This window comes from Micromonospora sp. WMMA1998 (assembly GCF_027497375.1).
Classification (GTDB): Bacteria; Actinomycetota; Actinomycetes; order Mycobacteriales; family Micromonosporaceae; genus Micromonospora; species Micromonospora sediminicola.
Genome location: NZ_CP114911.1, coordinates 2,238,213 through 2,263,523 on the forward strand (window position 1 = coordinate 2,238,213; position 25,311 = coordinate 2,263,523).

The window sequence follows — 25,311 nt, forward strand, 5'->3', positions numbered from 1 at the left end:
TGCTCTATACAGAGCTGCCGTCCAGGCGACGAGGAGGAGGCCCGTGACACAACAGACCTGGGACGAGGTGGGCGGTCTGCTGCCGCACGACGAGTTCCGTGCCGCCAGCGAGGCCGTCGTGTCCAACATCGAGCAGGTCATCGAGGGCAAGACGGCCACCGTCCGGCTCGCCCTGGCGGTGCTGCTCGCCGAGGGCCACCTGCTCATCGAGGACGTGCCCGGCGTCGGCAAGACCAAGCTCGCCAAGGCGATGGCCCGCTCCATCGACTGCTCGGTCCGCCGGATCCAGTTCACCCCCGACCTCCTGCCCAGCGACGTCACCGGCGTCAGCGTCTACAACCAGGAGACCCACGACTTCGAGTTCCGCCCGGGCGCGGTCTTCGCCAACCTGGTGGTCGGCGACGAGATCAACCGGGCCTCGCCGAAGACCCAGTCGGCCCTGCTCGAGTGCATGGAGGAGCGGCAGGTCACGGTCGACGGGGTGACCTACCAACTGCAGACGCCGTTCATGGTGATCGCGACGCAGAACCCGATCGAGATGGAGGGGACCTACCCGCTGCCGGAGGCGCAGCGGGACCGGTTCACCGCCCGGATCGCGATGGGCTACCCGGACCCGCGCGCGGAGCTGGCCATGCTCGACGGGCACGGCGCGACCGACCCGTTGCAGGGGCTGCGCCCGGTCTCCGACGCGGCGACCGTGCGCCGGCTGATCGGTCACGTCCGCCAGGTGCACGTCGCCGACGCCGTCAAGCAGTACGCGATCGACCTGGTCACCGCCACCCGCGAGGCGCCCGACCTGCGCCTGGGCGCGTCCCCGCGGGCCACGCTCCAGCTGCTGCGCACCGCCCGCGCGGTGGCCGCCCTGGAGGGCCGCGACTACGTCCTGCCGGACGACCTGCAGGTGCTCGCGGTGCCGGTGCTGGCGCACCGGATCATCCCGACCGCGGACGCGCAGCTGGCCCGGCGCACCACCGACGCGATCGTCGCCGAGCTGGTGCACCGCCTGCCGTTGCCGCACGACCGGCAGCGTTCCCCGTACGACACCCGGCCCGGCGGCGGCACCAACGGCCGCGGGCCGTACGAGCCGCGGAGGCCGTGACGTGCGCGACGGGCTGCGTGGGCTGACCACCCGGGGCCGCTCCTTCCTGGCGGCCGCGGTCGCCGCCGCGATCTCCGCGGGCATCCTCGGCGAGAAGGATCTACTCCGGGTGGCCGTCCTGCTCGCCGTCCTGCCGCTGCTCGCGGCGGCCTACGTCGGGCGCAGCCGCTACAAGCTGGCCTGCAACCGCTCGCTCGAACCGCACCGCGCGCCGGTCGGGGCCAGCTCCCGGGTGGTGCTGCGGCTGCAGAACCTGTCCCGGCTGCCCACCGGCACGCTGCTGCTGGAGGACCGGCTGCCCTACGCGTTGGGCAGCCGGCCCCGGGTGGTGCTGGAGCGGCTCGGCGCGCACCAGGCCAGCTCGGTGGCGTACACGGTCCGCGCCGACGTGCGCGGCCGCTACGAGGTGGGTCCGCTGGTGATCCGGCTGACCGACCCGTTCGGCCTGTGCGAGCTGACCCGGTCCTTCCCCAGCACCGACCACCTCACCGTGATCCCGCAGGTCACCCCGCTGCCCTCGGTGCGGCTGCCCGGCGAGTACGCGGGCAGCGGCGACAGCCGGGCCCGCTCGGTGGCGGTGCACGGCGAGGACGACGCCGCCACCAGGGAATACCGGATGGGCGACGACCTGCGCCGGGTGCACTGGAAGTCCACCGCGCGCACCGGCGAGCTGATGGTGCGGCGCGAGGAGCAGCCCTGGGAGAGTCGGGCGACCGTGGTGCTGGACACCCGGGCCGCCGGCCACCGCGGCGAGGGCCCGACGGCCAGCTTCGAGTGGGCGGTCTCGGCGGCCGCCAGCATCACCATGCACCTGCGGCAGGCCGGCTACAAGCTGCGCCTGGTCACCGGCAACGGCGTCGACGTCGGCGCCACCGAGGCCGGCGGCGAGGGCCTGCTCCTCGACCACCTCGCCGAGGTGCACCTGGACCGGCGGGGCGAGATCACCACGCTGGTGCAGCAGGTCCGGCAGCGGGCCGACGGGGGTCTGATCATCGCCCTGCTGGGCACGCTCGGCACCGCCGAGGCGGAGCTGCTGGCCGGGCTGCGTGGCAACGGCGCCACCTGCGTGGCGTTCCTGCTCGACAGCAACACCTGGCTGAACCTGCCGGCGAAGGCGCGGGCCGAGGCGGAGCGGGCGCACGGCGCCGCCGCGCTCGCCCTGCTGCAGAGCGGCTGGCGGGTGATCGGCGTGGAGCACGGCAACCGGCTGCCGGCGCTGTGGCCGCAGGCCGGCCGTGGCTCGCAGGGCTTCGCCCTGCGGGCGGCGCTGGCCGAGACGGTCGCCGGAGGCATGCGATAACCGGAAGGGTGGTCCTGTGACCCCGCACCGCAACATCGGCTTCGTCGCCGCGGCGGCGACCCTGCTGGCGTCGGCCCCGCTGTCGGCGATCTTCGAGCGCTGGACCTGGTTGATCCAGGCCGCGGTCGTGGTCGCCGTGGTGGCCGGCGCGGCGGCGCTGAGCCGGCTGGGCCGGGCTCCGCTGTGGGGTCAGCTGCTCGCCATGCTCGCCGGCCTGACGCTGGGGCTGACCTGGGTCTTCCCGGGCGGCACCGAGGCGTTGGCGTTCGTGCCGACCCCGGCGACGTTCGGCCACTTCGGCGACCTGCTCCAGGCGTCGCTGCAGGACATGCGCACCTACGGCGTCAAGGTTCCCGACGTCGACTCGCTGCTCTTCCTCGCCGTGCTCGGCATCGGCGGGGTGGCCGTGGTGGTGGACGTGCTCGCGGTCGGGCTGCGCCGCCCGGCGCTGGCCGGGCTGCCGATGCTGGCCATCTACTCGGTGCCGGTCGCGGTCTACCTGGACAGCGTTCCCGCGACCCCGTTCGTGGTGGGCGCCTGCGGCTACCTGTGGCTGCTGGTCACCGACAACGTCGACCGGGTCCGCCGGTTCGGTCGCCGGTTCACCGGCGAGGGGCGCGACGTCGACGTCTGGGAGGCCTCGCCGCTGGCGGCGGCCGGCCGACGGCTCGCGGTGGTCGGTGTCGCCGTGGCGGTCGCGCTGCCCCTGGCCGTGCCCGGAATGACCGGCGGGCTGATGAACAACGTCGGCGCCGGCCCGGGCGACGGCACCGGGCGCCCCGGGCAGGGTGGCAGTCCCGGCCGGATCGACCTGTTCGCCGCGCTCAGCGGCCAGCTCAACCAGAGCGAGGAGGTCGAGCTGGTCAAGGTCAGCACCAACGAGCCGAGCCCGTTCTACCTGCGTCTCGGCGTGGTGGACGAGTTGCGACCGAGCGGCTTCCAGGCCCGGGTGCCGTCGGGCGGGCCGGTCACCCGCGCCCTGCCCGACCCGGGCGACCGCGCTCCCCGTGGGGTCGAGCAGCGGCGCTACCGGGCCACCGTCGAGGTGACGAAGAGCCTGAACATGCCGCTCATGCCGGTCTACGCCGAGCCGGTCGACACCGACGACCTGAGCGGCAACTGGCTCTACGACCCGAACCAGCAGATCGTCTTCTCCAACCGGGAGAACGCCCGCGGCAAGCGCTATTCCTTCGAGTACGTCCGGTCGACGTTCAGCCCGGCGGCGCTGCGCGCCGCGCCGACCCCGCCGGCGGAGAGCGCGGTGATGCGGCAGGGGACCTCCCGGCCGTCGGTCGCCGCCGTCGAGGACCTGGTCCGGCAGTTGGTCAGCGGCCGGCAGAACGACTACGACAAGGTCCGGGCGATCTACGAGTACTTCTCCGTGGAGAACGGCTTCTCCTACTCCCTGTCGACCCGCAACGGCAGCAGCGGGGAGGACATCACCGACTTTCTGGCCACCAAGGTCGGCTACTGCCAGCAGTACGCCGCGGCCATGGCCTGGCTGGTCCGGGCGGCCGGCGTACCGGCCCGGGTCGCGGTCGGGTTCACCAACGGCGGCCGGGCCGACGGCGGCACCTACGTCCTGACCAACCGCAACCTGCACGCCTGGACCGAGGTCTACTTCGGTGGGATCGGCTGGGTGCCGTTCGACGCCACGCCGGCGGCCGCCGTCACCGGCTCGGTCCGCTCGTCCTGGGCGCCGGACACCGACGCCCCGGAGGAGATCTCCCCCTCGTCCGGCACCACCGCCGCGCCGGGTGCCACCGACCCGTCGGCCGGGTCGCAGCAGCCGGAGCGTGAGGAGCGGGACATCGACCAGGGCCTGGCGCTCGGCGACGGTGGGCGGGCCCAGCAGAACCCGGTCTGGCCGTGGTGGCTGGCCGGGGCGCTCGCCCTGCTGGCCCTGCTCGCCGTGCCGGCCCTGCGCCGCTCGACGCTGCGCCGACGGCGGGTCCGGACAGCCGCGCCGACGGCCACCGCGGTGACCGTGCCCGGGCAGCGGGGCGGCCCGCGCGAGATCGTGGTCGGGGTGGACGCCGACGCGGTCCGCGCCGACGCGCACGCCGCGTGGGACGAACTGCTGGACACGCTTGTCGACTTCCACGTCCGGGTGGACCGTACGGAGACGCCGCGGGCGACCGCCGAGCGGTTGAGCCGGGAGGCGCTGGCCTCCGACGCCGGCGCGGCGACCGGGGTACGGCTGCTGGGCCGGGCCGAGGAGCGGGCGCGCTACGCCCGGGACCCGCTCGGCGGCGCCGAGCTGCACCCGGCGCTGCACAACGTCCGGGGAGCCCTGGCGGCCCGCGCGGACCGGCGGACGAGGCTGCTGGCCGCGTTGCTGCCGCCATCGGTGTTGGCGCGGTGGCGGACCGCCGCGGCCGAGCAGTCGGCCCGACTGGTGACCACGACCGGGCGGGCGCGGCAGCGGATGCTGCGCTGGAGCCCGCGCCGCCTGTTGGCGGGCCGCCCGGCCCGCTGACCCCCCCCGGCCCCCCGGCCCACCCGGCCCGCCGGCGCTCCCCCGTCGGCGGGCCGCACCCCGGCCCACAGCATTCCGGTTGATCAAGGAGTTTGCGTCAGCGCCGAGCGCTGTCCCCGACGCAAACTCCTTCGTCACCACCGCCGCACCGCCGCGAGATCTTGGTACGGAACGGCCCCTGGGGCGGACTCAATCGGTGGTTGCAACACCTAGTAGCTGGGTCATCTTCTCACCGGGGGTGGCCCAGCCCAGGGTCATGCGGGGGCGGTCGTTGAGTTCGTCGGCGATGGCGTTGAGGCCGGTTTGGTCGATGGTGGTGAAGTCGAACTGGCCTTTGGGGAAGTACTGGCGTAGTAAGCCGTTGGTGTTCTCGTTGCTGCCGCGTTGCCAGGGGCTGTGTGGGTCGCAGAAGTAGACCGGGCAGTCGGTGGCGATGGTGAAGTCGCGGTGCCGGGCCATCTCTGTGCCCTGGTCCCAGGTCAACGAGGCCCGCAACCGCTGCGGTAGCCAGGTCATCGCCGCAGCCAGCTGAGACACGACGTGTTCGGACACCTTGCCCTCGGGCAGCCCGACCAGGATCACGAACCGGGTAGCACGTTCCACCAGGGTCGCGATCGCGGAACCACCGCGTCCACCCCGACGTACTCCCTCGAGCAGGTCGCCCTCCCAATGCCCGGGCACCGCCCGATCGGCGACCTCAGCGGGTCGGGCGCTGATGTTCAACCCGAGCCACGGCCGCACGGAGCGAACCGCCGCCGCGGCCACCGGCCGGCGCCGACGCGCCGCCCGCCCAGACCGCAGGGCCACCTGACGGGACAACTCGGCACGCAGATTCCCCCGCGCCTGCAGGTAGATCGCCTGATAGATCGTCTCGTGCGACACATGCATCTCCGGCCGCAGCGGGTACTCCAGCCGCAGCCGAGCGGCGATCTGCTGCGGCGAACGACGTCGACGCAGCATATCCAGCACCGTCTGACGCAACAGCCCGTCAACAGCTAGCCGCGGCACACGCTTGGCGCGGTTATGCCGCAGAAACGACGCCCACTGCGCCATCGACGGCTGATACCGCTGCCCGTAACGCTCGAACCGGCCCACCTCCCGCGAGACAGTCGACACCGCCCGCCCCAACCGACGCGCGATCGACCGCAACGACTCACCAGCCGCCCGACCCAACCCAATCTGCTCCCGCTCCAGCGGGCTCAACCTCGACGCCACAACCACCCCAACGAAGATCATCCGAAGGGTGTTGCAACCACCGGTTGAACCCGCCTGGAGGGGCGCTTTCGTTCCAAGATCTTCGTCGTTCCTACGAGGTGGAAGATCGATCTCGCGATCCCGGATATGGGCGCCGGCAGGGGACCGCGAAAGGGTGGGAGGCACGTGGCGAACGTGTCGGATGAGCCGCAGCGACGGTCTTCCGGTTGGACTGGCGAAAGTGGCGGGTGCAGCGAAAGGACCGGCGTGGCGGTCAAGGGGTGCGGGATCGACCCGAGGACGACGCTCGGCGGGCACGGCAGCGGGCACGACGTGGCCTGGCGAATAGCGGCGCAGGCAAGCGCAGTGCGAGCAAGCGCAGTGCGAGCAATCTCGTCAGAACGCAAGCAGACACGGCGCCTGCCGGCAAGCAGACGCGGCACGGCCCGGACTGCGGCCATGGTGAAGAAAGCGCGCTCGCCGGCGGGTCGGCGAGTCGCCGCTACGACCCGCCCCCGAGGTCAGGGGCGGGACGGGATCAGCGGTGGCCCTCCGGGCGCTGCCGCCAGCGGTCCTCCATCCGGTCGAGGAAGGAGCCCCGGCGACCGGCGCTGCGGCCACGGGGACGACGCCGGCTCGTCGTGCCACCCACCACGTGCAGGTCGGGTGACTGGGATCTGCGGTGCGACTGCGCCGCGAAGATCAACGAGGCCAGCATGACGACGAAACCCGCCACGGCCACCGCGGGAATCTTGATCACGGCACCGTAGATCAACAGGGCCAGACCAGCGACGACCACGCCGGCAGCGACGAGCACGCGACGCCGCGCGTGGAAACGCGGGTCGCTGGCGCGCACGGCCGAGGCGAACTTGGGGTCCTCGGCAAGCGACCGCTCGATCTGCTCGAACAGCCGCTGCTCGTGCTCCGAGAGCGGCACGGCACTCCTCCCCGGTCACGTTGGTCGGCCCGGGCGGGCCGACAGACCGTGGCAGCCAACCGGCTGCTTACCCGCAAGTCTACGAGGGCCCTCGCGCGTCGGAAAGCGGGACGACCTACGGCCGGGTCGGTTTTTCGACTCGTCGCGGATCCCGCCTGCCGAGAAGACTGGCCGGACCTATGACGGACCGCCCGAATCGGGCGGCCGCCGCGTCGGCCGCCGCCTCCGCCTCCCGCCAGCCGCGCTCCGGCGCGCCCAGCGTGAGCTGCTGCGGCGTCTCCTCGGCCGCGGCGAGCCCCTCCATCCGGACGCCGACCAGTCGGACCGGCTCACCCGGGGCGAGGGCGCCCCAGAGCGCCCAGGCCGTGTCGAACATCTCCCGGGCGGTGTCGGTGGGCACGGCGAGGGTGCGGGAACGGCTGATCGTGCGGAAGTCGGCGAACCGGACCTTCAGCGACACCGTGCGGCCCACCTGGCCGGCCGCGCGCAGCCGGGCGCCGGCCTTGTCGGCGAGGGCGAGCAGGGATCGCCGGATCTCCGTCGGGTCGGTGACGTCGGTGTCGAACGTGACCTCGGCGCCGATCGACTTCTCCACCTGCTCCGGGGAGACCCGGCGCGGATCCCGCCCCCAGGCCAGCTCGTGCAGGTGTGCGGCGGACGCCTCACCCACCGCCCGACGCAGCAGACCGGCCGGCGCCTCGGCCAGGTCGCGCACGGTGCGCAGGCCGAGCCGGTGCAGCGCCTCGGCCGAGCGCTCCCCCACGCCCCACAGCGCGGACACCGGCAGCGGGTGCAGGAACTCCAGCACCTGGGCGGCGGGCACCACGAGCAGCCCGTCCGGCTTGGCCCGGGTGGAGCCGAGCTTGGCCACGAACTTGCTCGACGCCACGCCGACCGAGCAGGTCAGGTGCTGCTCCTCGGCGACCCGGCGACGGATCAGGCCGGCGATGGCGGCCGGCGGACCGAACAACCGCCGGGCGCCGGTCACGTCGAGGAACGCCTCGTCCAGCGAGAGCGGCTCGACCAGCGGCGTGACGTCGCGGAAGATCCGCATCACCGCGCGGGACGCCGTCGAGTAGGCGGTGAAGTCGGGCGGCAGGTAGACCGCGTGCGGGCAGAGCGCCCGGGCCCGGGCGGTGGGCATGGCGCTGCGGACGCCGTAGCGGCGGGCCTCGTAGCTGGCGGAGCTGACCACCCCGCGCGGGCCGACGCCACCCACCACCACGGGCCGGCCGCGCAGCTCGGGGCTCCGGCGCACCTCCACCGAGGCGAAGAACGCGTCCATGTCGACGTGCAGGATCGCGCAGCCGGTGTCGTCGGCGTCCGGCCCGAAGCGCGGATCCCCGCCCCGGGGCAACGACTGGCTGCGGCCCATGCCCCGCAGGCTAACCCGCCGGTCCGACAGGGTCGCCGGTCAGCCCCGGACCACCAGCAGCGGGACGGTCATCTCCGCGGCGGTGTCCGCGCCGTGGTACGCCACCAGCCGCGACACCACCGGCGGCTCGGAGCGGGTGGCGACCACCGCGTACGTGTCCCGGCAGACCACCACCACGTCGCCGATCCGGCCCAGGTGCGCCTCGGGCACCGGCCCGAACCAGCCGGTGGCCACCGCCTCCGCCCGGGTCAGCACGTCGGCCGCCCCGCCCAGCACCCCGGTCCAGGTGGCCACCACGTCGGCCTCGGCGCCCGGCTCGACGTGCAGGTAGCGGACCCGGGGCTCGCCGGCGACCACCCGCACCCCGGCCCGCAGCCGGGGGTCGGTGTCCAGGTCGATCCGGTGCCCGGCGGGGATGTCGAGCTGGCCGTGGTCGGCGGTGACCAGCAGCGCGGCGTCCGGCGGCAACCCGTCCACCAGACGGGCCAGCAGCGCGTCCACCTCGGCCGCCGCCGTCCGCCACGGCGCGGAGTCGATGCCGCTCAGGTGCCCGTGCCGGTCCAGGTCGGGGTGGTAGCCGGAAACCAGGGTGGGCCCGGCGCCGGCGGCCAGCGCGGTCAGCATCCGCGCGGCGAGCGCGTCGACGCCGGTCGCGCCCCGGTAGTCGCCGCCCCGGTTCGCGGCCAGGGTGAGGCCGCTGCCGGCGAACTCGGGTCGGCTGACCACGGTGACCGCCACCCCTGCGGCCCGGGCCCGCTCGTACCAGGTGGGGACCGGCTGCCAGCGGGCCGGATCGGGGTCGGCGGACCAGTCGACGTGGGTGAGCACCCGGTCCGTGCCGGGCACCCGGACGGTGAAGCCGAGCACCCCGTGCGCGCCGGACGGGGTGCCGGTGCCGAGGCTGACCAGGCTGGTCGGGGTGGTGGAGGGGAAACCGGAGGTGAGCGGCACGCCGGTGGTGGCGGCCAGTCCGGCCAGCGTGGGCGCGTACGGGGCGGCGGTGGGGATCTGGTGCCAGCCCAGCCCGTCGACCAGCAGCACGGCGATGCGGCGTACCCCGGCGAGCCGGGGCGTCAGGTCGAGCAGGTCGACCGCGCCGGGCACGCCGAGCAGCGTGAGCGCGCTGGGCAGCACGTCGACCAGGCTGCCGCCGCCGTAGCGGGGCGCGACCCGGTCGAGAGGGCCGGTCATGCCGGGCGGCGGGCGAAGACGTGCAGCTGGGCGGCTAGGTCCCGGTACGGCGACCGGCCGGCCAGGGACCGTTCCAGCTCCACCAGGGCGGCCGGCTGACCGTCCGCCACGGCGGCCGGCAGCAGGTCGGCGAGGACGCGTACGCCGTGGATCTCCTCGACGACGAGCCCGGCGGCGGTGAGCAGCGCGGCCGCGCCGTCGGCGTCGTAGCGGCGGCGCAGGCTGTCCCGACCGCCGGCGGTGCCCTGCGGGTCGGCGGCGAGCGCGGCGGCGCTGTCCAGCTGCCCGTTCATCGCCCGGCCGAGCACGGCGGCGGCCCGCCCGGCGACCAGTACGCTGGCCGCTCCGCCCGGTCGGAGCGCGTCGACCAGCGCCGTCGTCACCGGTTCCGGGTCGTCGACGACCTCGAGGACGGAGTGGCAGAGCACCAGGTCCACGGAGGCGGGCTCGACCACCCCGGCGAGCGCGTCCGCGTCGCCCTGCCGGGCGCGTACCCGGTCGGCGACCCCGGCCTCGGCGGCCCGGCGGGTCAGCGCGGCGAGCGCGTCGGGGCTGGCGTCGACCACGGTGACCCGGTGACCGGCCTCGGCCAGAGGGACGGCGAAGCCGCCGGTCCCGCCGCCGACGTCGAGCACCGAGAGCCGCTCGCCGGCCCGCCGGTCCAGCTCGGCCCGGAGCACGGCCCAGATCACGGCGGTGCGGGGGGTGAGGGTTCGGGTCTGCTCCACGTCGCCGAGCCTAACCACGGCCGTCGCGGCCGGTCACCCCCCGCCCGCGGGTCAGGACTCGCCGCCGCCGGCCGGGTCCTCCTCGGCGCGGGAGCGCTGGGCGTTGGCCACCGGCCCCTCGGTCACCTGGTATTCCCGCGGCTCGACCTCGTGGGTGGGCGCCCACCCGGTGCCGAGGCGGGTCCGTCGGGCGTTGGCCACGCCACCGGGGTACGTGCTGTGAAAGGTCATCTGGTTCATCCCCCATACCCGGGTGGGCCACTCTGCCCAACCCGTGTCCGGGAGTCTCCCGCCTCGGGCTCCGGGAAACCGTAATGTGGATCACTCCACTCAGCGGAAATCCCGGGACGCCGGCGTGACGGGCGGCTCGATCGCGTCCAGCCGGTCCGCGGTGAGGTTCGTGACGCCCTCGTGCCGCTGCAACCGGCCCCGCACCACCAGCGCGCCGCTGGTGCGGGCGATTCGACGGTAGCGCTGCCAGAGCCCCGGCGAACACGTGACGTTGAGCATGCCGGTCTCGTCCTCCAGGTTGAGGAACGTGACCCCGCCGGCGGTCGCCGGCCGCTGCCGGTGGGTGACGATCCCGCCGACCCGGATCCGCTGCCCGGGCGGCACCTGACCGAGCCGGGCGATCGGCACCGCGCCCAGCGCGTCGAGCCGGTCCCGGATGAACCGGGCCGGGTGGCTCTCCGGGGACAGGCCGGTGGCCCACACGTCGGCGACCAGCCGGTCCACGTCCGCCATGCCGGGCAGCGTGGGCGGGTCCGCGCCGGTCACCGTGCCGGGCAGCCGACCGGGCCGGTCCTGGGCCGCCGCGCCGGCGGCCCAGAGGGCCTGCCGCCGGGTCAGCCCGAAACAGGCGAAGGCATCAGCGGTGGCCAGCGCCTCCAGCTGCGCGGCGGTGAGACCGACGCGGCGGGCCAGGTCCGGCATGTCCCGGTACGGCCCGTGCGCCGCCCGCTCCGCCTCGATCCGCTCGGCCACGTCCGCGCCGAGGGTACGGACGCTGCCCAGCCCCAGCCGGACCGCCGGGCCGCCCAGTCCCCAGGCGTGCGGCGGCTCGCCCGGCACGCTGCCCCACCGGGTCTCCGGGGTGGACTCCAGCACCGCCTTGGCGCCGCTGGCGTTGATGTCCGGCCGGCGCACCTGGACGCCGTGCCGGCGGGCGTCGTCGGTGAGCGTCTGCGGCGAATAGAAGCCCATCGGCTGGGCGTTGAGCAGCGCGGCCAGGAACGGGCCGGGGTGGTAGCGCTTGAGCCACGAGCTGGCGTAGACCAGGTAGGCGAAGCTCATCGCGTGGCTCTCCGGGAAGCCGTAGCTGGCGAACGCGGTGAGCTTGCGGTAGACGTCGTCGGCCAGCTCGCCGCTGATGCCCCGCTCGGCCATCCCGGCGTAGAGCCGGTCGGCGATCTGCGCCATCCGCTCCACCGAGCGTTTCGCCCCCATGGCCCGGCGCAGTTGGTCGGCGCCGGCCGCGTCGAACCCGGCCAGGTCGATGGCGAGCTGCATGAGCTGCTCCTGGAACAGCGGCACGCCGAGCGTCTTCTCCAGCGCGTTGCGCATCAGCGGGTGCGCGTACGTGACCGGCTCCTGGCCGTTCTTGCGCCGGATGTACGGGTGCACCGAGCCGCCCTGGATCGGGCCGGGCCGGATCAGCGCCACCTCCACCACCAGGTCGTAGAACTCGCGGGGCTTGAGCCGGGGCAGCGTGGCCATCTGGGCCCGGCTCTCCACCTGGAACACCCCGACCGAGTCGGCCCGGCAGAGCATGTCGTAGACCTCGGGGTCGTCCAGCGTCATGTCGCCGAGGTCCAGGCTCATCCCGATCATGTCGTAGCCGTAGTGCAGCGCGGAGAGCATGCCGAGGCCGAGCAGGTCGAACTTGACCAGGCCGACGGCGGCGCAGTCGTCCTTGTCCCACTGGAGCACGCTGCGCCCGGGCATCCGGCCCCACTCCACCGGGCAGACCTCGATCACCGGCCGGTCGCAGATCACCATGCCGCCGGAGTGGATGCCCAGGTGCCGGGGGAAGGTCTGCAACTCGTTGGCGTACGCGACCACCTGCTCCGGGATGTCCGCCACGTCGACCGCGGCGACCGAACCCCACCTGTCGATCTGCTTGCTCCAGGCGTCCTGCTGCCCGGGCGAGAAGCCGAACGCCTTGGCCACGTCCCGCACCGCCGACCGGGGCCGGTAGGAGATGACGTTGGCGACCTGGGCGGTGTGCTCCCGGCCGTAGCGGGCGTAGACGTGCTGGATCACCTCCTCCCGGCGGTCGGACTCGATGTCCACGTCGATGTCGGGCGGGCCGTCGCGTTCCGGGGCGAGGAACCGTTCGAACAGCAGCCGGTGCCGGACCGCGTCCACGTTGGTGATGCGCAGCGCGTAGCAGACCGCCGAGTTGGCCGCCGACCCCCGGCCCTGGCAGTAGATGTCCTGCGCGCGGCAGAACGCGACGATGTCGTAGACCACCAGGAAGTAGCCGGGGAAGCCGAGGTCTTCGATCATCCGCAGCTCGTGCTCCAGCTGCGCGTACGCCTCCGGGTGCGCCTCGGGCGGGCCGTAGCGCTCGCGGGCGCCGTCCATGGTCAGCCGGCGCAGCCAGCTCATCTCGGTGTGCCCGGCCGGCACCGGGTACGCCGGCAGCTGCGGCGCGACCAGATGCAGGTCGAAGGCGAGTTCCGCGCCGAACTCCGCGGCCCGCGCCACCGCACCGGGGTACGCGGCGAACCGCGCCGCCATCTCCGCGCCGCTGCGCAGGTGGGCGGTGGCCGCGGCGGGCAACCAGCCGTCGATCTCGTCGAGGCTGCGCCGGGCCCGGACCGCGGCCACGGTGGTGGCCAGCCGACGCCGGCCCGGGGTGGCGTAGTGCACGTTGTTGGTGGCGACCGTGGGCAGCCCGGCCGCGGCGGCCAGCTCGGCGAGCGCGTCGTTGCGGTCGGCGTCGACCGGGTGGCCGTGGTCGGTCAGCTCCACCGCCACCGTCTCCGCGCCGAACAACGCGGTCAGCCGGTCCAGTTCCCGGGCCGCCGCGTCGACGCCCTCGGTGAGCAGCGCGGCCGACACGTGCCCCTTGCGGCAGCCGGTGAGCACGAGCACGTGGTCGCGCAGCTCGGCGGCGATCTCCTCCAGCTCGCCGTAGACCGGGCGGCCCTTCTCCCCGCCGCGCAGCTGGGCGCGGGAGATGGTGGCGGCGAGGCGGGCGTACCCCTCGTGCCCGTGCGCGAGCACCAGCAGGTGCCGGCCGAGCGGGTCGGGCTCGCCGTTCTGCGGCCCGGGCAGCCCGAGAGACAGTTCGGCGCCGACGACCGTCGGCAGCCGCAGCGCGCGGGCCGCCTCGGCGAAGCGCACCACGCCGTAGAAGCCGTCGTGGTCGGTGACGGCGAGCGCGGTGAGCCCCAGCCGGGCCGCCTCCTCGGCCAGTTCCTCCGGGTGGCTGGCCCCGTCGAGGAAGCTGAAGTTGGAGTGCGCGTGCAGCTCAGCGTAGGGGACGACGCCGTCCGGGCGGTCCAACTCCGGCGGCTGGTATTCCTGGCGCTTGCGGCTCCAGGCCGGGGAGTCGCCGCCGTCGGCGTCGACCGCGAGCGGGTCCACCACGTGCAGGTGCCGCTCGCCCCTGCCCGGCTCGTCCCCGCCCCGCCCGGAGAGCACCTGCTCCAGCTTCGACCAGGGCATCTTCGGGTTGTGGAAGCTCATCCCGCGCTCCCCCGCCCCCGGTTCGCCGAGATCTTGGTACGAAGTGGCACCCACGGGGGCACTTTCGTACCAAGATCTTTCCGCCTCCCGCGCGACGCGCACCAGACGCTGGCGAAGCGCTCAGTCATAGATCGCCTCCACCAGCCACTGCCCGCCCTCGACCGCGAGCAGCAGGGCGGTGCCGTCGGCCAGGCAGACCTGGAACCGGGCGCGACGGCGTGCCTCGGCCGGCGCCCACCAGCGCTCGTCCACCGGCCACGGGCCGACCCATCCGGAGATGTCGGACGGCCGGCCGGTGCCCACGGTCAACCGGGCCGGCGGTGCGCTGACCGCCAGCCGGGCGCTCACCACGACCGGCTGGCCAGCCGCGTCGTGCACCTCGGCCGGCACCGGCGTGGGCAGCACCACGGCCGGTGACGGTGGCGGGATCCGCCCGGGCCACGGCGGCTCGGGCACCGCCCGACCCCGGCCGGCCCGGCCACCGGCCCGCCTCGCCGCCACGCCCGAACCGGCCCGCACCGTCGCCCAGGACGGGACCGCCGGCACGGGCCCGCCCGGCACAGGCGGCACACCCGGCGCGGCGTCCGACGACGGAAGGGCCGGCAGGGGCGGAGGGCCGGGGCGGGCGGGCGCCCGTTCGTCGCCCCACGGCACCAGGCGCACCTGCTCGGCCGGGGAGCGCCCGCCGCCGAGGACGGCGGTGACCACCGCCTCCGGGCCGAGGATGCCCTGCACCCGGCTCAGCGCACGGTGCGCCCGCTCCCGTTCCGCACCTGTCTCCCCCCACAGCCCGGGTTGCAGGCCGGCCTGGGCGAGCACGCCGTCCGGCACCAGCCGCAGCCGGATGATGCCGGCGGTCGGGCGGGCCGGGCGGGCCCCGCCCCGGCCGTTGCTGCCGGAGAGCCAGCCGTCGAGTTGCCACCGGACCCGGTCGGCGATGGCCGCGGCGGTGAGCAGGCCGTCGTGTCGCCAGACCCGGTGCAGTTCCTGGCCGTGCGCGGTGACCGCCTCGATGCCGAGCCGGGTACAGGCCAGGCCGTATGCGGCGAGCCGCTCGTGCAGCCGCTCGGCCAGCGTGCGGGCGGCGAACGCGGCGGCGTCGACCCGCTCGATCGGCTCGTCGTGGTCGGCGGTGACGGTCAGGTCGACGGGCGGCTGCCGGACCGCGAGCGGCCGGTCGTCCCGGCCGGCGGCGAGCCGGTGCGCCAGCGCCCCGTCGAAGCCGAACCGGGCCAGCACGTCCCCCGCGGGCAGCGCCGCGAAGTCGCCGAGGGTACGGACGCCGAGCCGGCGCAGCAGGTCGGCCAGGGCGGGCCGGCCCAGCGCCTCGACCGGCCGGCCGGCCAGGAACTCCGGGGTGCCGCCGGGGGGCAGGATGCGCCCCTCCCGGGCGGCCAGCCCGGCCGCGAAGACCCCGTCGGCGATGCCGACCTGGCTCTCCACCGCGCAGCTCTGGGCGACGTGCTCGACGATCCGCTCGGCCGCCGCCTCCTCACCGCCGAGGTAGCGGCTCGGCCCCCGGGCGGCCGTGACACACGCGCCGGGGCGGATCACCTCGACCCCGGCGACCACCTCCTCGACGGCGGCCACCACCGGTTCGAACGCCCGCGCGTCCCGGCCGGGGTCGTGGTCGACCACGGTGAGGTGCGGGCAGCGCCCCTGCGCCTCCCGCCGGCGCAGCCCGCGCCGGATCCCCTCGGCCCGGGCCCGCTCGGAGCAGGCGACCACCCGGTTGGCGTGCAGCACCACGACCGGGTCGGTGGCCGGCACGCCGTCGACGATCTCGGCGGCCAGGACGGGCCAGTCCGGGCACCAGAGCAGCAGGGCCCGCGGCGGGGCGGTGCTCACCGGCCCACCGCGGGGGCCACCACGCGCAGCCGACGGGCCGGGGCGGTGCCGGACGGGACGCCGGCCCCGGACGCGCGGGGGATCACCCGGGTCAGCTCGTCGCCGGGCAGCCACACCTTGATCTCCTTGGGCCGGGCGGCCGCTCCCCGGCCGCGGGCCGAGACGGTCACCTCGCGGCGGCGCAGCCGCCCCCGGCCGGGCCCGAGCCCCTGCCAGACCCCACGGACCACCTGGAGCGTCACGTCCGCGCCGTCCCACCGCCCGTACGGGACCAGCACGCTGCCGCGCTGCCGGGCCCGGGCGGCCAACCGGGTGGCGACCGAGGCGGCGACCGTGGTCGGCACGGCGGTGACCACCACGTCGACCCCGTCGATGAGCGCGGCGACGACGGTGGGCCACTCCGGGCCGGGGTGCGGCACCAGCGCGAGCCGGTCCAGGGCGATCCCGGCCTCGGCCGCCGCACCGGCCCCGAAGGTGGGTACGCCGACCACGGCGCACCACGAGCCGGCCCGGGACGCCTCGGCGAGCAGGGCGAGGATCAGCGAGGTGGCGCCGCTGTGCCGGGGCTGGCCGGCGCCGATCGCGACGGTGCTGCCACGACGCAGGCCCCGGTTGGGCAGCAGCCCGGTCAACTCGGCCCGGACGGGGAGCACCCGGTGGCCGCCGGCCGGGTCGGGCGCGCTCGCCGGCCGGACCAGCTCGGCCAGGGCGGCGGAGCCGACCACCATGCGGCCCGCCATCGGACCAACCCCCCGTCGTGTTTCGCCACGGGCCCCGCCCGCGGATGGTGCTGTGGATCGTGTGCTGCGCGGCACGCGTGTGCCGTGGGAGCGGCGCCCGGCCGCCCGGGGTCCCGCCGATGGCGGCCGGGCGCCACGTCAGGCGGCGGCCGCCCCGGATCGCGCCGGGGCGTCGGAACCGCCGAGCCGCAGGGGCCGGTGCAGGCCGTCGAGCGTCGGTTGGTGGGCCAGCCCGAGTGCGGTCTCCACCACGGTCACGAACTGCTCGGCGGAACGGAGCAGGTCGTCGGCCTCCCGGGCGGTGACCACGCGGGGAATGCCCGCCTCGGCGGCGGCCCGCTTGCTCGCGCCGGCGGCGAAGTAGGCGGCCCACTCGTCCAGCTCGGGGGCGACGGTGGCGAGCAGCACCCAGACGCTGGTGATCCGGTTGCGCCGGGTGGGCGCGGGGCGGGCCCGGGCGGCGAGCACCGCGGCGGCGGCGCGCAGCGCCGCGAGGTGGGCGGCGGCGTAGCGGAGGCCGTCGGGGCGGGTGCGGACGGCCTCGGCCAGCCCTTCGCGCGCCACCACGAGCAGCTGGGCGGGGGTGCGGTGCGGCAACACGTGCGCGGGCACCGTGGGCGCCTGGGCCGGACTGGTCGGCATGGGTCTCTCCTCCGCGTGTGGCCGGGGCGGGCGGTCGCGCGACGAGGAGCCGTCGCCCGGTCGCCCGGAGCGGTCGGTGCGGAGGAAGACGCACCTCAGGTGGCGGCCGGCCGGGTGTGGACGCTTCCCCACACCCACACCCGGCCGGCGTACCGGCGGGTCCGTCGCCCGCCGCCCGGGGGTCGTGGGCGGCGGGCGACGACCTGCCTGTCGGGCCCGGACTCGCGACTGTCCGAGGCCCGGTGCGGCCCGCGGAGCCGCACCTTCCGGAGGCCGGTGCCGCGAAACACCGTCTCCGGAGCCGTGGAACGAGGTGTGCGACCCGGGGGTCGGAATCGAACACTCGTTCTAACTACCCTGACAGTACACCTCCCCACCGACGAAAACGCAACGTGTGACGCGCCGGGGACATGCCGGCACCCCGCCGGATTCCCAGCCGGGGCACAGCAGCGGCAAAGGAGAACCGGAACTCGCCGGCCCAGGGTTTACCCCATGAGCGTCAGCCGTACCGAGAAGACCCTCCGGTGACCGCCGCCGTGGCCGACCGGCGGGCCCCGCGCCGCCCGCTGCCGACCGCCCCCGCCTGGTGGGCCGACGTCGCCGGCGCCCTCGCGGCGCTCAGCCTGCTGGTCGTCGCCGCCCTCTGGACCGCCGAGGGCGGCGTGCAGGAGCTGCTGGCCGGCGTGGCCACCGGGCTCACCTCGCTCGGCCGGCTCGCCGGTCTGGTCAGCGCCGACCTGATGCTGGTCCAGGTGGTGCTGATGGCCCGGGTGCCGCTGCTGGAGCGCCGCTTCGGTCAGGACCGGATCGCCCGCTGGCACCGGCTCGCCGGCTTCGCCTCGTTCCACCTGCTGCTGGCGCACGTGCTGCTGACCGTCCTCGGCTACGCCGGCACCGCCCGCCGGGGGGTGCTCGCCGAGACCGGGGACCTGGTCCTCACGTACCCGGGGATGCTGTTGGCCACCGCGGCGCTGGCGCTGCTGGTGCTGGTGGTGGTGACCTCGGTCCGCGCGGCCCGGCGGCGGCTGCGCTACGAGTCCTGGCACCTGCTGCACCTCTACGCCTACCTGGGCGTCGCGCTGGCGCTGCCGCACCAGCTCTGGACCGGCGCCGACTTCCTCGCCTCGCCGCTCGCCCGCGCCTACTGGTGGACGGTCTACCTGCTGGCGCTGGCCAGCGTGCTCCTCTGGCGGCTCGGCCTGCCCGCCTGGCGCTCGCTGCGCCACCGGATCGAGGTGGCCGCGGTGGTCGCCGAGGCGCCCGGGATCACCTCGGTCTGGCTGCGCGGGCGGGACCTGCACCGGCTGCCGGTACGGGCCGGACAGTTCCTGCTCTGGCGGTTCCTGGACGGACCCGGCTGGTCCCGGGCCCACCCGTACTCGCTGTCCGCGCCGCCGCGGGGGGACCTGCTCCGGATCACGGTCAAGGACCTGGGTGACGGCAGCGCCCGGGTGGCCGCCCTGCGCCCCGGCACCCGGGTGCTGATCGAGGGGCCGTACGGGCGACTCACCGGCCAGCACTGGCGGGGCGCCGGGATCACGCTGCTGGCCTGCGGTGTCGGGCTCACCCCGTTGCTGGCGCTGCTCTGGGAACTGCCGTACGCGCCGGGCGAGGCGGTGCTCGTCCACCGCGCGCGTACCCCGCAGGACCTGGTCTTCTCCGCCGAGCTGGACCGGCTCGTCACCGAGCGCGGGCTGGTGGTGCACCGCCTGGTCGGTCCCCGGGCGGCACGGCCGTCCTGGCTGCCGGCGTACGCCGAGGGGCTCTCCGACGCCGAGGCGCTGCGCCGGCTCTCCCCCGACGTGGCCGGACACGACGTCTTCCTCTGCGGCCCGGACGGCTGGGTCGACGCCGTCCGCGCCGCGACCCGCGCGGCCGGGGTGCCCGACGCGCACGTCCATCACGAACGCTTCGCCTGGTGACGGGCGCGAAGGGAGGATCCGTGCGACGGATCACCATCTGGTTGTTGTCCACCGTGGCCGCGCTGGTGCTGCTGTTCAGCTACCGGACCAGCACCATGGGGGCGGGTGGGGAGACCAGCGCGGTCGCCGGCGGCGACCCGGCCGGCGGCGCGTGGAGCGGCACGGACGGCGGCGCCACCGGCTCGGCCCCGTCCGACGGCGCCGCGACCGGCGGCAGCGGCACGACCGGCAGCGGCACGACCGGCGGCGGCACGGCCACCGGCTCGGTGGCGCAGACCCGGTGGGGGCCGGTGCAGGTGCGGATCACCGTCTCCGGCGGGAAGATCACCGACGTGGCCGCCGTCCAGGTGCCCGACGGCAACCACCGGGACCAGGAGATCAACGACTACGCGGTGCCGATCCTGCGGCAGGAGGCCCTGGCGGCGCAGAGCGCGCGGATCGACACCGTCTCCGGGGCCACCGTCACCAGCGACGGCTACCGGGAGTCGCTCCAGTCCGCCATCGACGCGGCGCACCTGCGGTGACCACGCCGGCCGGGCCGGACCGGCGCGCCTGGGTGGAACAGGTGATGGGGCTGCCGGTCAGCGTCCACCTGCGCGGTCCGGCGGTACGCACCGAGGCGGTAACGGAGCGGGTGGCCCGGGTCTTCGCCGAGCTGCGCCGGGCCGACGCGGTGTTCAGCACGTACCGGCCGGACAGCGAGCTGGGTCGCCTCGGCGGCGCGCCGCCCGACCCGGCCACCACCACGCACCCGCTGCTGCGCGAGGTGGCCGCGCTCTGCGAGACCGCCCGCGCGCGTACCGGCGGGTGGTTCGACGCCCGTCGCCTGCCGCTGCCCCTCGGCGGCGTGGGCTTCGACCCGTCCGGGCTGGTCAAGGGCTGGGCGGTGGCGCGCGCCGCGCGGCACCTGACCGACCTGGCGGGGCACGACCTGTGCCTCAACGCGGGCGGCGACGTGCTGCTGCGGGCCGCGCCGGGCCGGCCCCCCTGGCGGATCGGCGTCGAGGACCCCGACCGGCCGGACCGGATGCTCGACGTGGTCGAGCGGGCCGACGGCGCGGTGGCCACCTCCGGCACCGCCCGGCGCGGCGCGCACATCACCGACCCCCGCGCCGGGCGACCGGCCGGGGCCGTCCGGTCGGTCACCGTGGTCGGCCCCGACCTGCTCTGGGCCGACGTGTACGCGACCGCGGCGGTCGCCCGCGGCCCGGACGCGCCGGACTGGCTGGCCACCCTGGACGGGTACGCGGCCCTGCTGGTGGACGCCACCGGCCGGGTCCGGGTCACCCCGGGCTGGCCCGGGGCCCGTTTCCCGGCCCGACGCGGGCCGGGCCGGGCCGGGTCCGGAGCGCAGGTGGCCGTATCGTCGGCGTAGCGGGCGGACCGGCGCCGTCCGGCGAGGTGGGAGAGCGATCCGTGCGGGCCGGCGAGGTCGACAAGAAGCGGCTCTTCGAGCTGCTCTGGGGCGCGCCCGCCGGCCCCCGGCGGGGTCCCCGCCCCACTCTCTCGCCGGCCGCCGTGGCCCACGCCGGCATCGCCGTCGCCGACGCGGACGGGCTGGACGGGCTCACCATGCAGCGGGTCGCCGAGTCGCTCGACGTCACCAAGATGGCGCTCTACCGCTACGTGCCCGGACGGGCGGAGCTGGTCGCGCTGATGCTGGACGCGGCGCTGGGCGAACCCGCTCCGGCGCCGGCCGGGGCCGACTGGCGCGGTCAGCTCGACGACTGGACCCGGCGGCTGGTCGATCGGTTCCGCCGGCACCCGTGGACGCAGGCGGCGGCCGTGGGCGCCCGGCTGCCCGGACCGCACGAACTGTCCTGGGTGGAACGGGTCGTCGCCGCGCTCGCCGGGACGGGGCTCACCGCGACCGAGCGGCTGGACGTGGCGACGCTGCTGGTCGGGCACGCCCGCAACCTGGCCGGCCTGCCGCCCGGGTCCGGCCGGGAGGCGGCGTTCGGCACGCTGGTGCGGGGCCGCGAGGAGCGCTACCCGGCGCTGGACGCCGCACTGCGCCCCGGCCCGGACGGCCCGGCCGACCACGACACCCTCGACTTCGGCCTGGCCCGCATCCTCGACGGCATCGCCGCGTTCGTCGCCGCCCGCGCCACCGGCGGCGACCCGCCGTGACCCCACCGGATCGTCCGGGGGCGGCAGACTGACACGCATGCGCGAGCAGCACGACGGGGCGATCGGTTGGCAGCAGGGGAACACCAGCCTCCCCCGGGACCACGACTGGCCGCGTACGTCGCCAAGCTGACCGGGCTCACCGACCGGTTCCGGTAGCCGGGCCGGCGGGACGCGGCGTGGGTGGCTGCGCGCCGGGCGGGCGCGGCGGGGAGAATGGCGGCATGCAGCCACACCCGAACGTGCAGGCGGTGCAGCGGGCGCTCGACGACGCGGGAGCGCGCGACGGCTCCGGCGGCCCGAGCCGCGTCCGCCTGCTGCCGGAGGCGGTGCACACCGCCGCCGCGGCGGCCGACGCGCTCGGCGTCGCCGTCGGCGCCATCGCCAACTCGCTGATCTTCGACGCGGACGACACGCCGCTGCTGGTGCTCACCTCCGGCGCGCACCGGGTCGACACCGCCGGGCTGGCCGCCACGCTGGGCGTGACCCACCTGCGCCGGGCCAGCCCCGACTTCGTCCGGCGGCACACCGGCCAGGTGATCGGCGGGGTCGCCCCGGTCGGCCACCCCGGACCGTTGCGCACCCTGGTCGACACGGCCCTGGCCGGATACGACGAGGTATGGGCGGCCGGCGGCGTGCCCCAGGCGGTGTTCCCCACCACGTACGCGGAACTGCTGCGGATCACCGCCGGCACCCCGGCCGAGGTGGCGTGAACCCCGACCTCGTCACGCTGCACGTGTGGCGCGTCCCCCGCCGGTCCGTGCCCGGGGCGCTGGCCCGGATGGCCACCCACCCGGCCCGGCTGCGCCGGCTGCCCGGCGTCCGCTTCGCCAAGCTGCTCGGCACCGGGACCGGCACCGGCTTCGGGCCGGGCGACGCCGACCTGACCCGCTGGGCCGCGCTGGTGGTGTGGGACTCCCCCGCCGACGCGGCCGGCTTCGACTCCTCCCCGGTCGCCCGGTCCTGGGCCAGGATCGCGAGCGCCGCGGTGCGGGTGGAGCTGCGCCCGCTGACCAGCCGGGGCCAGTGGTCCGGCCGGGAGCCGTTCGGCGCGCCGGCCGGCGGCCGGGTCACCGGGCCGGTGCTGGCGCTGACCCGGGCCCGGCTGCGGGCCCGGCGGGCGGCCACGTTCTGGCGGGCGATCCCGCCGGTCGCCGGCGCGCTGCACGCCGCGCCCGGGCTGCTCGCCCGGTTCGGCGTGGGCGAGGCGCCGCTGGGCTGGCAGGGCACGGTGAGCGTGTGGCGCGACCCGGCGGACCTGGTCGCGTTCGCGTACCGTTCCCCCGAGCACCGCGCCGCGATCACCCGCACGCCCACCGAGGGCTGGTACGCGGAGGAACTGTTCGCGCGGTTCGCGGTGGGCGACGTGGTCGGCGACCGTGAGGTGCTCGGCTGGGTCGCCGCCGAGGGCGACCCCGACTCGGCGAGAGGGAACGCATGAGGCTGGTGCGGTGGACGCCGGACGACCTGGTCCGGCGTCTGGACGACGTGGTGGCCGTCTACGGCGAGGCGATGGGCTACCGCCCCGACCTGCTGGAGGCCCGGCGCGGCTACATCGCCACCCACGTCCGCCGGCCCGGCTTCCGCGCCGTCGCCAGCCTGACCACCGAGGGACACCTGGCCGGCTTCGGGTACGGCTACCTCGGCGCCAGCGGCCAGTGGTGGCACGACCAGGTGCTGCGGGCGTTGACCCCGCCGGCCCGGCAGCGCTGGCTGACCCATCCGTTCGAGGTGGTCGAGCTGCACGTCCGCCCACCCGCGCAGGGGCACGGCCTGGGTGCCCGCCAGCTGCGCGCGCTGCTCGCCATGGCCGAGGGCGACACCACGCTCCTCTCCACCCCCGAGGCCGACGAGCAGACGTCCCGGGCCTGGCAGCTCTACCGCCGGTTCGGCTTCACCGACGTCCTGCGGCACTTCCACTTCCCCGGTGACGAGCGGCCGTTCGGCGTGCTCGGCCGGGACCTGCCGCTCCCCCCGCCGGACCAGCCGTGAGCGCGAGGAGTGAGCCGGGCCTGCGAGCCCCGCAGTCGCGAACGAAAGGCGACACGGTGAGAGGCGTACGTCTGCCCTGGGCGCTGCTGGCCGTCCTGGTCCTCGCCCAGATCTGCTACCCGCTCACCGGCGGCGCGACCCGAGCCGGGCTGACCGTGGCCACCGTGGTGCTCGGCTGGCTGCTCTCCGTCGGCCACGCGCTGCTCACCCGGGGCGCCCGGGCCGCGGCCGCGCTGGTCGCGGTCGCCACCGGCGGCGGGTTCGCCGTCGAGGCGCTCGGCGTGGCCACCGGGTTCCCGTTCGGCAGCTACGACTATTCCGGCGAGCTGGGCCCGAAGCTGGCCGGCGTGCCGCTGATCATCCCGCTGGCCTGGACGTGGATGGCCTGGCCGGCGTGGCTCACCGCGGTCCGGCTCACCCAGGTGTTAAAAGGGGGCCCTTCCTCTACCGGAGGCGTTAAGAAGGGGCCCCTCCTTGCGCGGGTCGCGCTCGCGGCGGTGGGGCTGGCCGCGTGGGATCTGTTCCTCGACCCGCAGATGGTGGCCGAGGGCTACTGGACCTGGCTCGACGCCACCCCGGCGCTGCCCGGGCTGCCCGGCATCCCGGTCAGCAACTACCTCGGCTGGCTGGGCTTCGCGGTCCTGTTGGCCGCCGCGCTGCGCCCGCTCGCCGGGCCGTCCGTCGACCGGGTCGACGGCCGGGACGCCCCGATGTTCGCGCTCTACCTCTGGACGTACGCCTCCAGCGTGCTGGCGCACGCGGTCTTCCTCCGGCTGCCCGCGTCCGCGCTCTGGGGCGCGGCCGGCATGGCGGTGGCCGCGGTGCCGCTGGCGGTGGCGCTGTGGCGGGGCCGCCGGGACCGGGCCACCGCGCCGGATCCCACGCCGCGCGTCGACGCGCCGGCATGACCGCCGCCCTCGCGGTGGTGGTGGCGGTCGCCGCGCTCACCGGGCACACGCTCGTCAACGCGCTCGCCTGGCTGCGCCGCCCGGGCGCCGCCCCGGTGGAGGTCGCCGAGGCGGTGGCGGTGCTGCTGCCGCTGCGCGACGAGGCCGGCCGGGTCACCCCCTGCCTGCGCGCGCTGCTCGCCCAGCGCGGGGTGCCGGGGCTGCGGATCGTGGTGCTCGACGACGGCTCGACCGACGGCACCGCCGACGTGGTCCGCGCGGTGGCCGGCGCCGATCCCCGGGTGACGCTGCTCAGCGGCGTCGCCCCACCGCCCGGCTGGCTGGGCAAGCCGCACGCCTGCTGGCAGCTCGCCACCCGGGCCGACCCGGAACCGACGGTGCTGGCGTTCGTCGACGCCGACGTGGTGCTCACCCCGTACGCGGTCGCGGCGGCGGTGGCCGAGCTACGCGCGGCGGGTGCGACGCTGCTGTCGCCGTACCCCCGGATCGTGGTGCGGACCGCGGCCGACCGGCTGGTGCAGCCGTTGCTGCAGTGGTTGTGGCTGACGTTCCTGCCGCTGCGCGCGATGGAACGCTCGCGGCGGCCCTCGCTGGCCGCCGCGGGCGGGCAGTTCCTGGTCGTGGACCGGGCCGGCTACCTGCGGGCCGGCGGGCACGCGGCGGTGGCCGACAAGGTGTTGGAGGACATCGAGCTGGCCCGGGCGGTGAAGCGGGCCGGCGGCCGGATCGCGCTGGCCGACGGCTCCCGGCTGGCCTCCTGCCGGATGTACGACGACTGGCCGCAGCTGCGTGACGGCTACACCAAGTCGCTCTGGGCGTCGTTCGGGCACCCGGCCGGCGCGGCCGCCGTGCTGACCCTGCTGCTCCTGCTCTACACGGCGCCCCCGCTGCTGACCGTGGCGGCGCTGGTGGCCGGCGCGCCGGCGGTGGCCGCGGTGGCGTTCCTGGCCTACCTGGGCGGCGTCGCGGGGCGCGTGGTCAGCGCCCGCGCCACCGGCGGCCGGGCCTGGCCCGACGCGCTGGCGCACCCCGTGTCGGTCGTGGTCCTCGGTTGGCTGACCGTCCGGTCGTACCATCTGCGGAAGCGACACCGGCTCACCTGGCGGGGTCGCCCGGTCACCTAGGAGGGGCAC

The 25,311-nt window shown here is 75.9% G+C and carries 22 protein-coding genes; 12 read left to right on the forward strand and 10 right to left on the reverse strand.

Translation table 11 applies throughout. The features are described 5' to 3' along the window. Nucleotides 1-43: 43 nt before the first annotated feature. Genes O7600_RS09705 through O7600_RS09715 form a run of 3 tightly spaced genes read left to right on the forward strand, consistent with a single transcriptional unit; the run spans nt 44 to nt 4,878 of the window. The gene (locus O7600_RS09705) at nt 44-1,099 is read left to right on the forward strand and encodes a MoxR family ATPase (RefSeq protein WP_281593308.1); all 1,056 of its coding nucleotides are present in this window, start codon (nt 44-46) and stop codon (nt 1,097-1,099) included. Between the two features lies 1 nt (nt 1,100). Then, nucleotides 1,101-2,399 (forward strand): DUF58 domain-containing protein, encoded by a 1,299-nt coding sequence (locus O7600_RS09710; protein ID WP_281593309.1) that lies wholly within the window; start codon nt 1,101-1,103, stop codon nt 2,397-2,399. Nucleotides 2,400-2,415: 16 nt separating this feature from the next. After that, nucleotides 2,416-4,878, forward strand: coding sequence for a DUF3488 and transglutaminase-like domain-containing protein (locus O7600_RS09715; RefSeq protein ID WP_281593310.1), 2,463 nt, complete (start codon nt 2,416-2,418; stop codon nt 4,876-4,878). Between the two features lie 189 nt (nt 4,879-5,067). On the opposite strand, the gene O7600_RS09720 is transcribed toward O7600_RS09715, so the two are convergent. The 10 genes from O7600_RS09720 to O7600_RS09765 all read right to left on the reverse strand — a co-directional run bounded on the left by O7600_RS09720 (nt 5,068) and on the right by O7600_RS09765 (nt 17,229). Beyond that, nucleotides 5,068-6,114 (reverse strand): IS30 family transposase, encoded by a 1,047-nt coding sequence (locus O7600_RS09720; protein ID WP_281588100.1) that lies wholly within the window; start codon nt 6,112-6,114, stop codon nt 5,068-5,070. 496 nt (nt 6,115-6,610) lie between these two features. Next, entirely contained in the window at nt 6,611-7,009 is a 399-nt protein-coding gene (locus tag O7600_RS09725; RefSeq protein ID WP_091573265.1) for a DUF3040 domain-containing protein, read from the reverse strand. A 115-nt stretch (nt 7,010-7,124) separates the two neighbouring features. After that, on the reverse strand, nt 7,125-8,384 hold the full coding sequence (locus O7600_RS09730) for a DNA polymerase IV (RefSeq protein ID WP_281593311.1): 1,260 nt from the start codon (nt 8,382-8,384) through the stop codon (nt 7,125-7,127). Between the two features lie 39 nt (nt 8,385-8,423). Then, a complete protein-coding gene (locus O7600_RS09735; protein WP_098748029.1) occupies nt 8,424-9,575 on the reverse strand; it encodes a nucleotide pyrophosphatase/phosphodiesterase family protein in 1,152 nt (383 codons plus the stop codon). Continuing rightward, nucleotides 9,572-10,321 (reverse strand): methyltransferase domain-containing protein, encoded by a 750-nt coding sequence (locus O7600_RS09740; RefSeq protein ID WP_281593312.1) that lies wholly within the window; start codon nt 10,319-10,321, stop codon nt 9,572-9,574. The genes O7600_RS09735 and O7600_RS09740 overlap by 4 nt, the downstream gene beginning before the upstream one ends. A gap of 33 nt (nt 10,322-10,354) precedes the next feature. Beyond that, nucleotides 10,355-10,534, reverse strand: coding sequence for a hypothetical protein (locus O7600_RS09745; RefSeq protein WP_091573261.1), 180 nt, complete (start codon nt 10,532-10,534; stop codon nt 10,355-10,357). A 99-nt stretch (nt 10,535-10,633) separates the two neighbouring features. Beyond that, on the reverse strand, nt 10,634-13,999 hold the full coding sequence (locus O7600_RS09750; protein ID WP_281593313.1) for an error-prone DNA polymerase: 3,366 nt from the start codon (nt 13,997-13,999) through the stop codon (nt 10,634-10,636). A gap of 120 nt (nt 14,000-14,119) precedes the next feature. Then, nucleotides 14,120-15,847 carry a DNA polymerase Y family protein gene (locus O7600_RS09755; RefSeq protein WP_281593314.1) on the reverse strand — a complete coding sequence of 576 codons (1,728 nt, stop codon included), beginning with the start codon at nt 15,845-15,847 and terminating at the stop codon, nt 14,120-14,122. After that, complete coding sequence (locus O7600_RS09760) at nt 15,844-16,587, reverse strand: hypothetical protein (protein WP_281593315.1); 744 nt, start codon at nt 16,585-16,587, stop codon at nt 15,844-15,846. Before O7600_RS09760 ends, O7600_RS09755 begins: the two co-directional genes overlap by 4 nt. Nucleotides 16,588-16,725: 138 nt before the next feature. Further along, nucleotides 16,726-17,229 carry an SAV_6107 family HEPN domain-containing protein gene (locus O7600_RS09765; RefSeq protein WP_281593316.1) on the reverse strand — a complete coding sequence of 168 codons (504 nt, stop codon included), beginning with the start codon at nt 17,227-17,229 and terminating at the stop codon, nt 16,726-16,728. 524 nt (nt 17,230-17,753) lie between these two features. Here O7600_RS09765 and O7600_RS09770 point away from each other — a divergent pair. The 9 genes from O7600_RS09770 to O7600_RS09810 all read left to right on the forward strand — a co-directional run bounded on the left by O7600_RS09770 (nt 17,754) and on the right by O7600_RS09810 (nt 25,302). Continuing rightward, nucleotides 17,754-19,151 carry a ferredoxin reductase family protein gene (locus O7600_RS09770; RefSeq protein WP_281593317.1) on the forward strand — a complete coding sequence of 466 codons (1,398 nt, stop codon included), beginning with the start codon at nt 17,754-17,756 and terminating at the stop codon, nt 19,149-19,151. A 20-nt stretch (nt 19,152-19,171) separates the two neighbouring features. After that, nucleotides 19,172-19,675: an FMN-binding protein gene (locus tag O7600_RS09775; RefSeq protein ID WP_281593318.1), complete on the forward strand. Its 504-nt coding sequence runs from the start codon at nt 19,172-19,174 to the stop codon at nt 19,673-19,675. Beyond that, nucleotides 19,672-20,526, forward strand: coding sequence for an FAD:protein FMN transferase (locus O7600_RS09780; protein ID WP_281593319.1), 855 nt, complete (start codon nt 19,672-19,674; stop codon nt 20,524-20,526). The genes O7600_RS09775 and O7600_RS09780 overlap by 4 nt, the downstream gene beginning before the upstream one ends. Before the next feature lie 26 nt (nt 20,527-20,552). After that, nucleotides 20,553-21,281, forward strand: coding sequence for a TetR/AcrR family transcriptional regulator C-terminal domain-containing protein (locus O7600_RS09785; protein WP_281593320.1), 729 nt, complete (start codon nt 20,553-20,555; stop codon nt 21,279-21,281). Between the two features lie 221 nt (nt 21,282-21,502). Continuing rightward, nucleotides 21,503-21,991 carry a YbaK/EbsC family protein gene (locus tag O7600_RS09790; protein WP_281593321.1) on the forward strand — a complete coding sequence of 163 codons (489 nt, stop codon included), beginning with the start codon at nt 21,503-21,505 and terminating at the stop codon, nt 21,989-21,991. Continuing rightward, complete coding sequence (locus O7600_RS09795; RefSeq protein WP_281593322.1) at nt 21,988-22,719, forward strand: monooxygenase; 732 nt, start codon at nt 21,988-21,990, stop codon at nt 22,717-22,719. Before O7600_RS09790 ends, O7600_RS09795 begins: the two co-directional genes overlap by 4 nt. Then, nucleotides 22,716-23,270, forward strand: a complete 555-nt coding sequence (locus O7600_RS09800) for a GNAT family N-acetyltransferase (protein WP_281593323.1) — start codon at nt 22,716-22,718, stop codon at nt 23,268-23,270. Before O7600_RS09795 ends, O7600_RS09800 begins: the two co-directional genes overlap by 4 nt. Before the next feature lie 56 nt (nt 23,271-23,326). Beyond that, nucleotides 23,327-24,178 (forward strand): carotenoid biosynthesis protein, encoded by an 852-nt coding sequence (locus tag O7600_RS09805; protein ID WP_281593324.1) that lies wholly within the window; start codon nt 23,327-23,329, stop codon nt 24,176-24,178. After that, a complete protein-coding gene (locus O7600_RS09810; RefSeq protein ID WP_281593325.1) occupies nt 24,175-25,302 on the forward strand; it encodes a glycosyltransferase family 2 protein in 1,128 nt (375 codons plus the stop codon). The genes O7600_RS09805 and O7600_RS09810 overlap by 4 nt, the downstream gene beginning before the upstream one ends. Nucleotides 25,303-25,311: the final 9 nt, after the last annotated feature.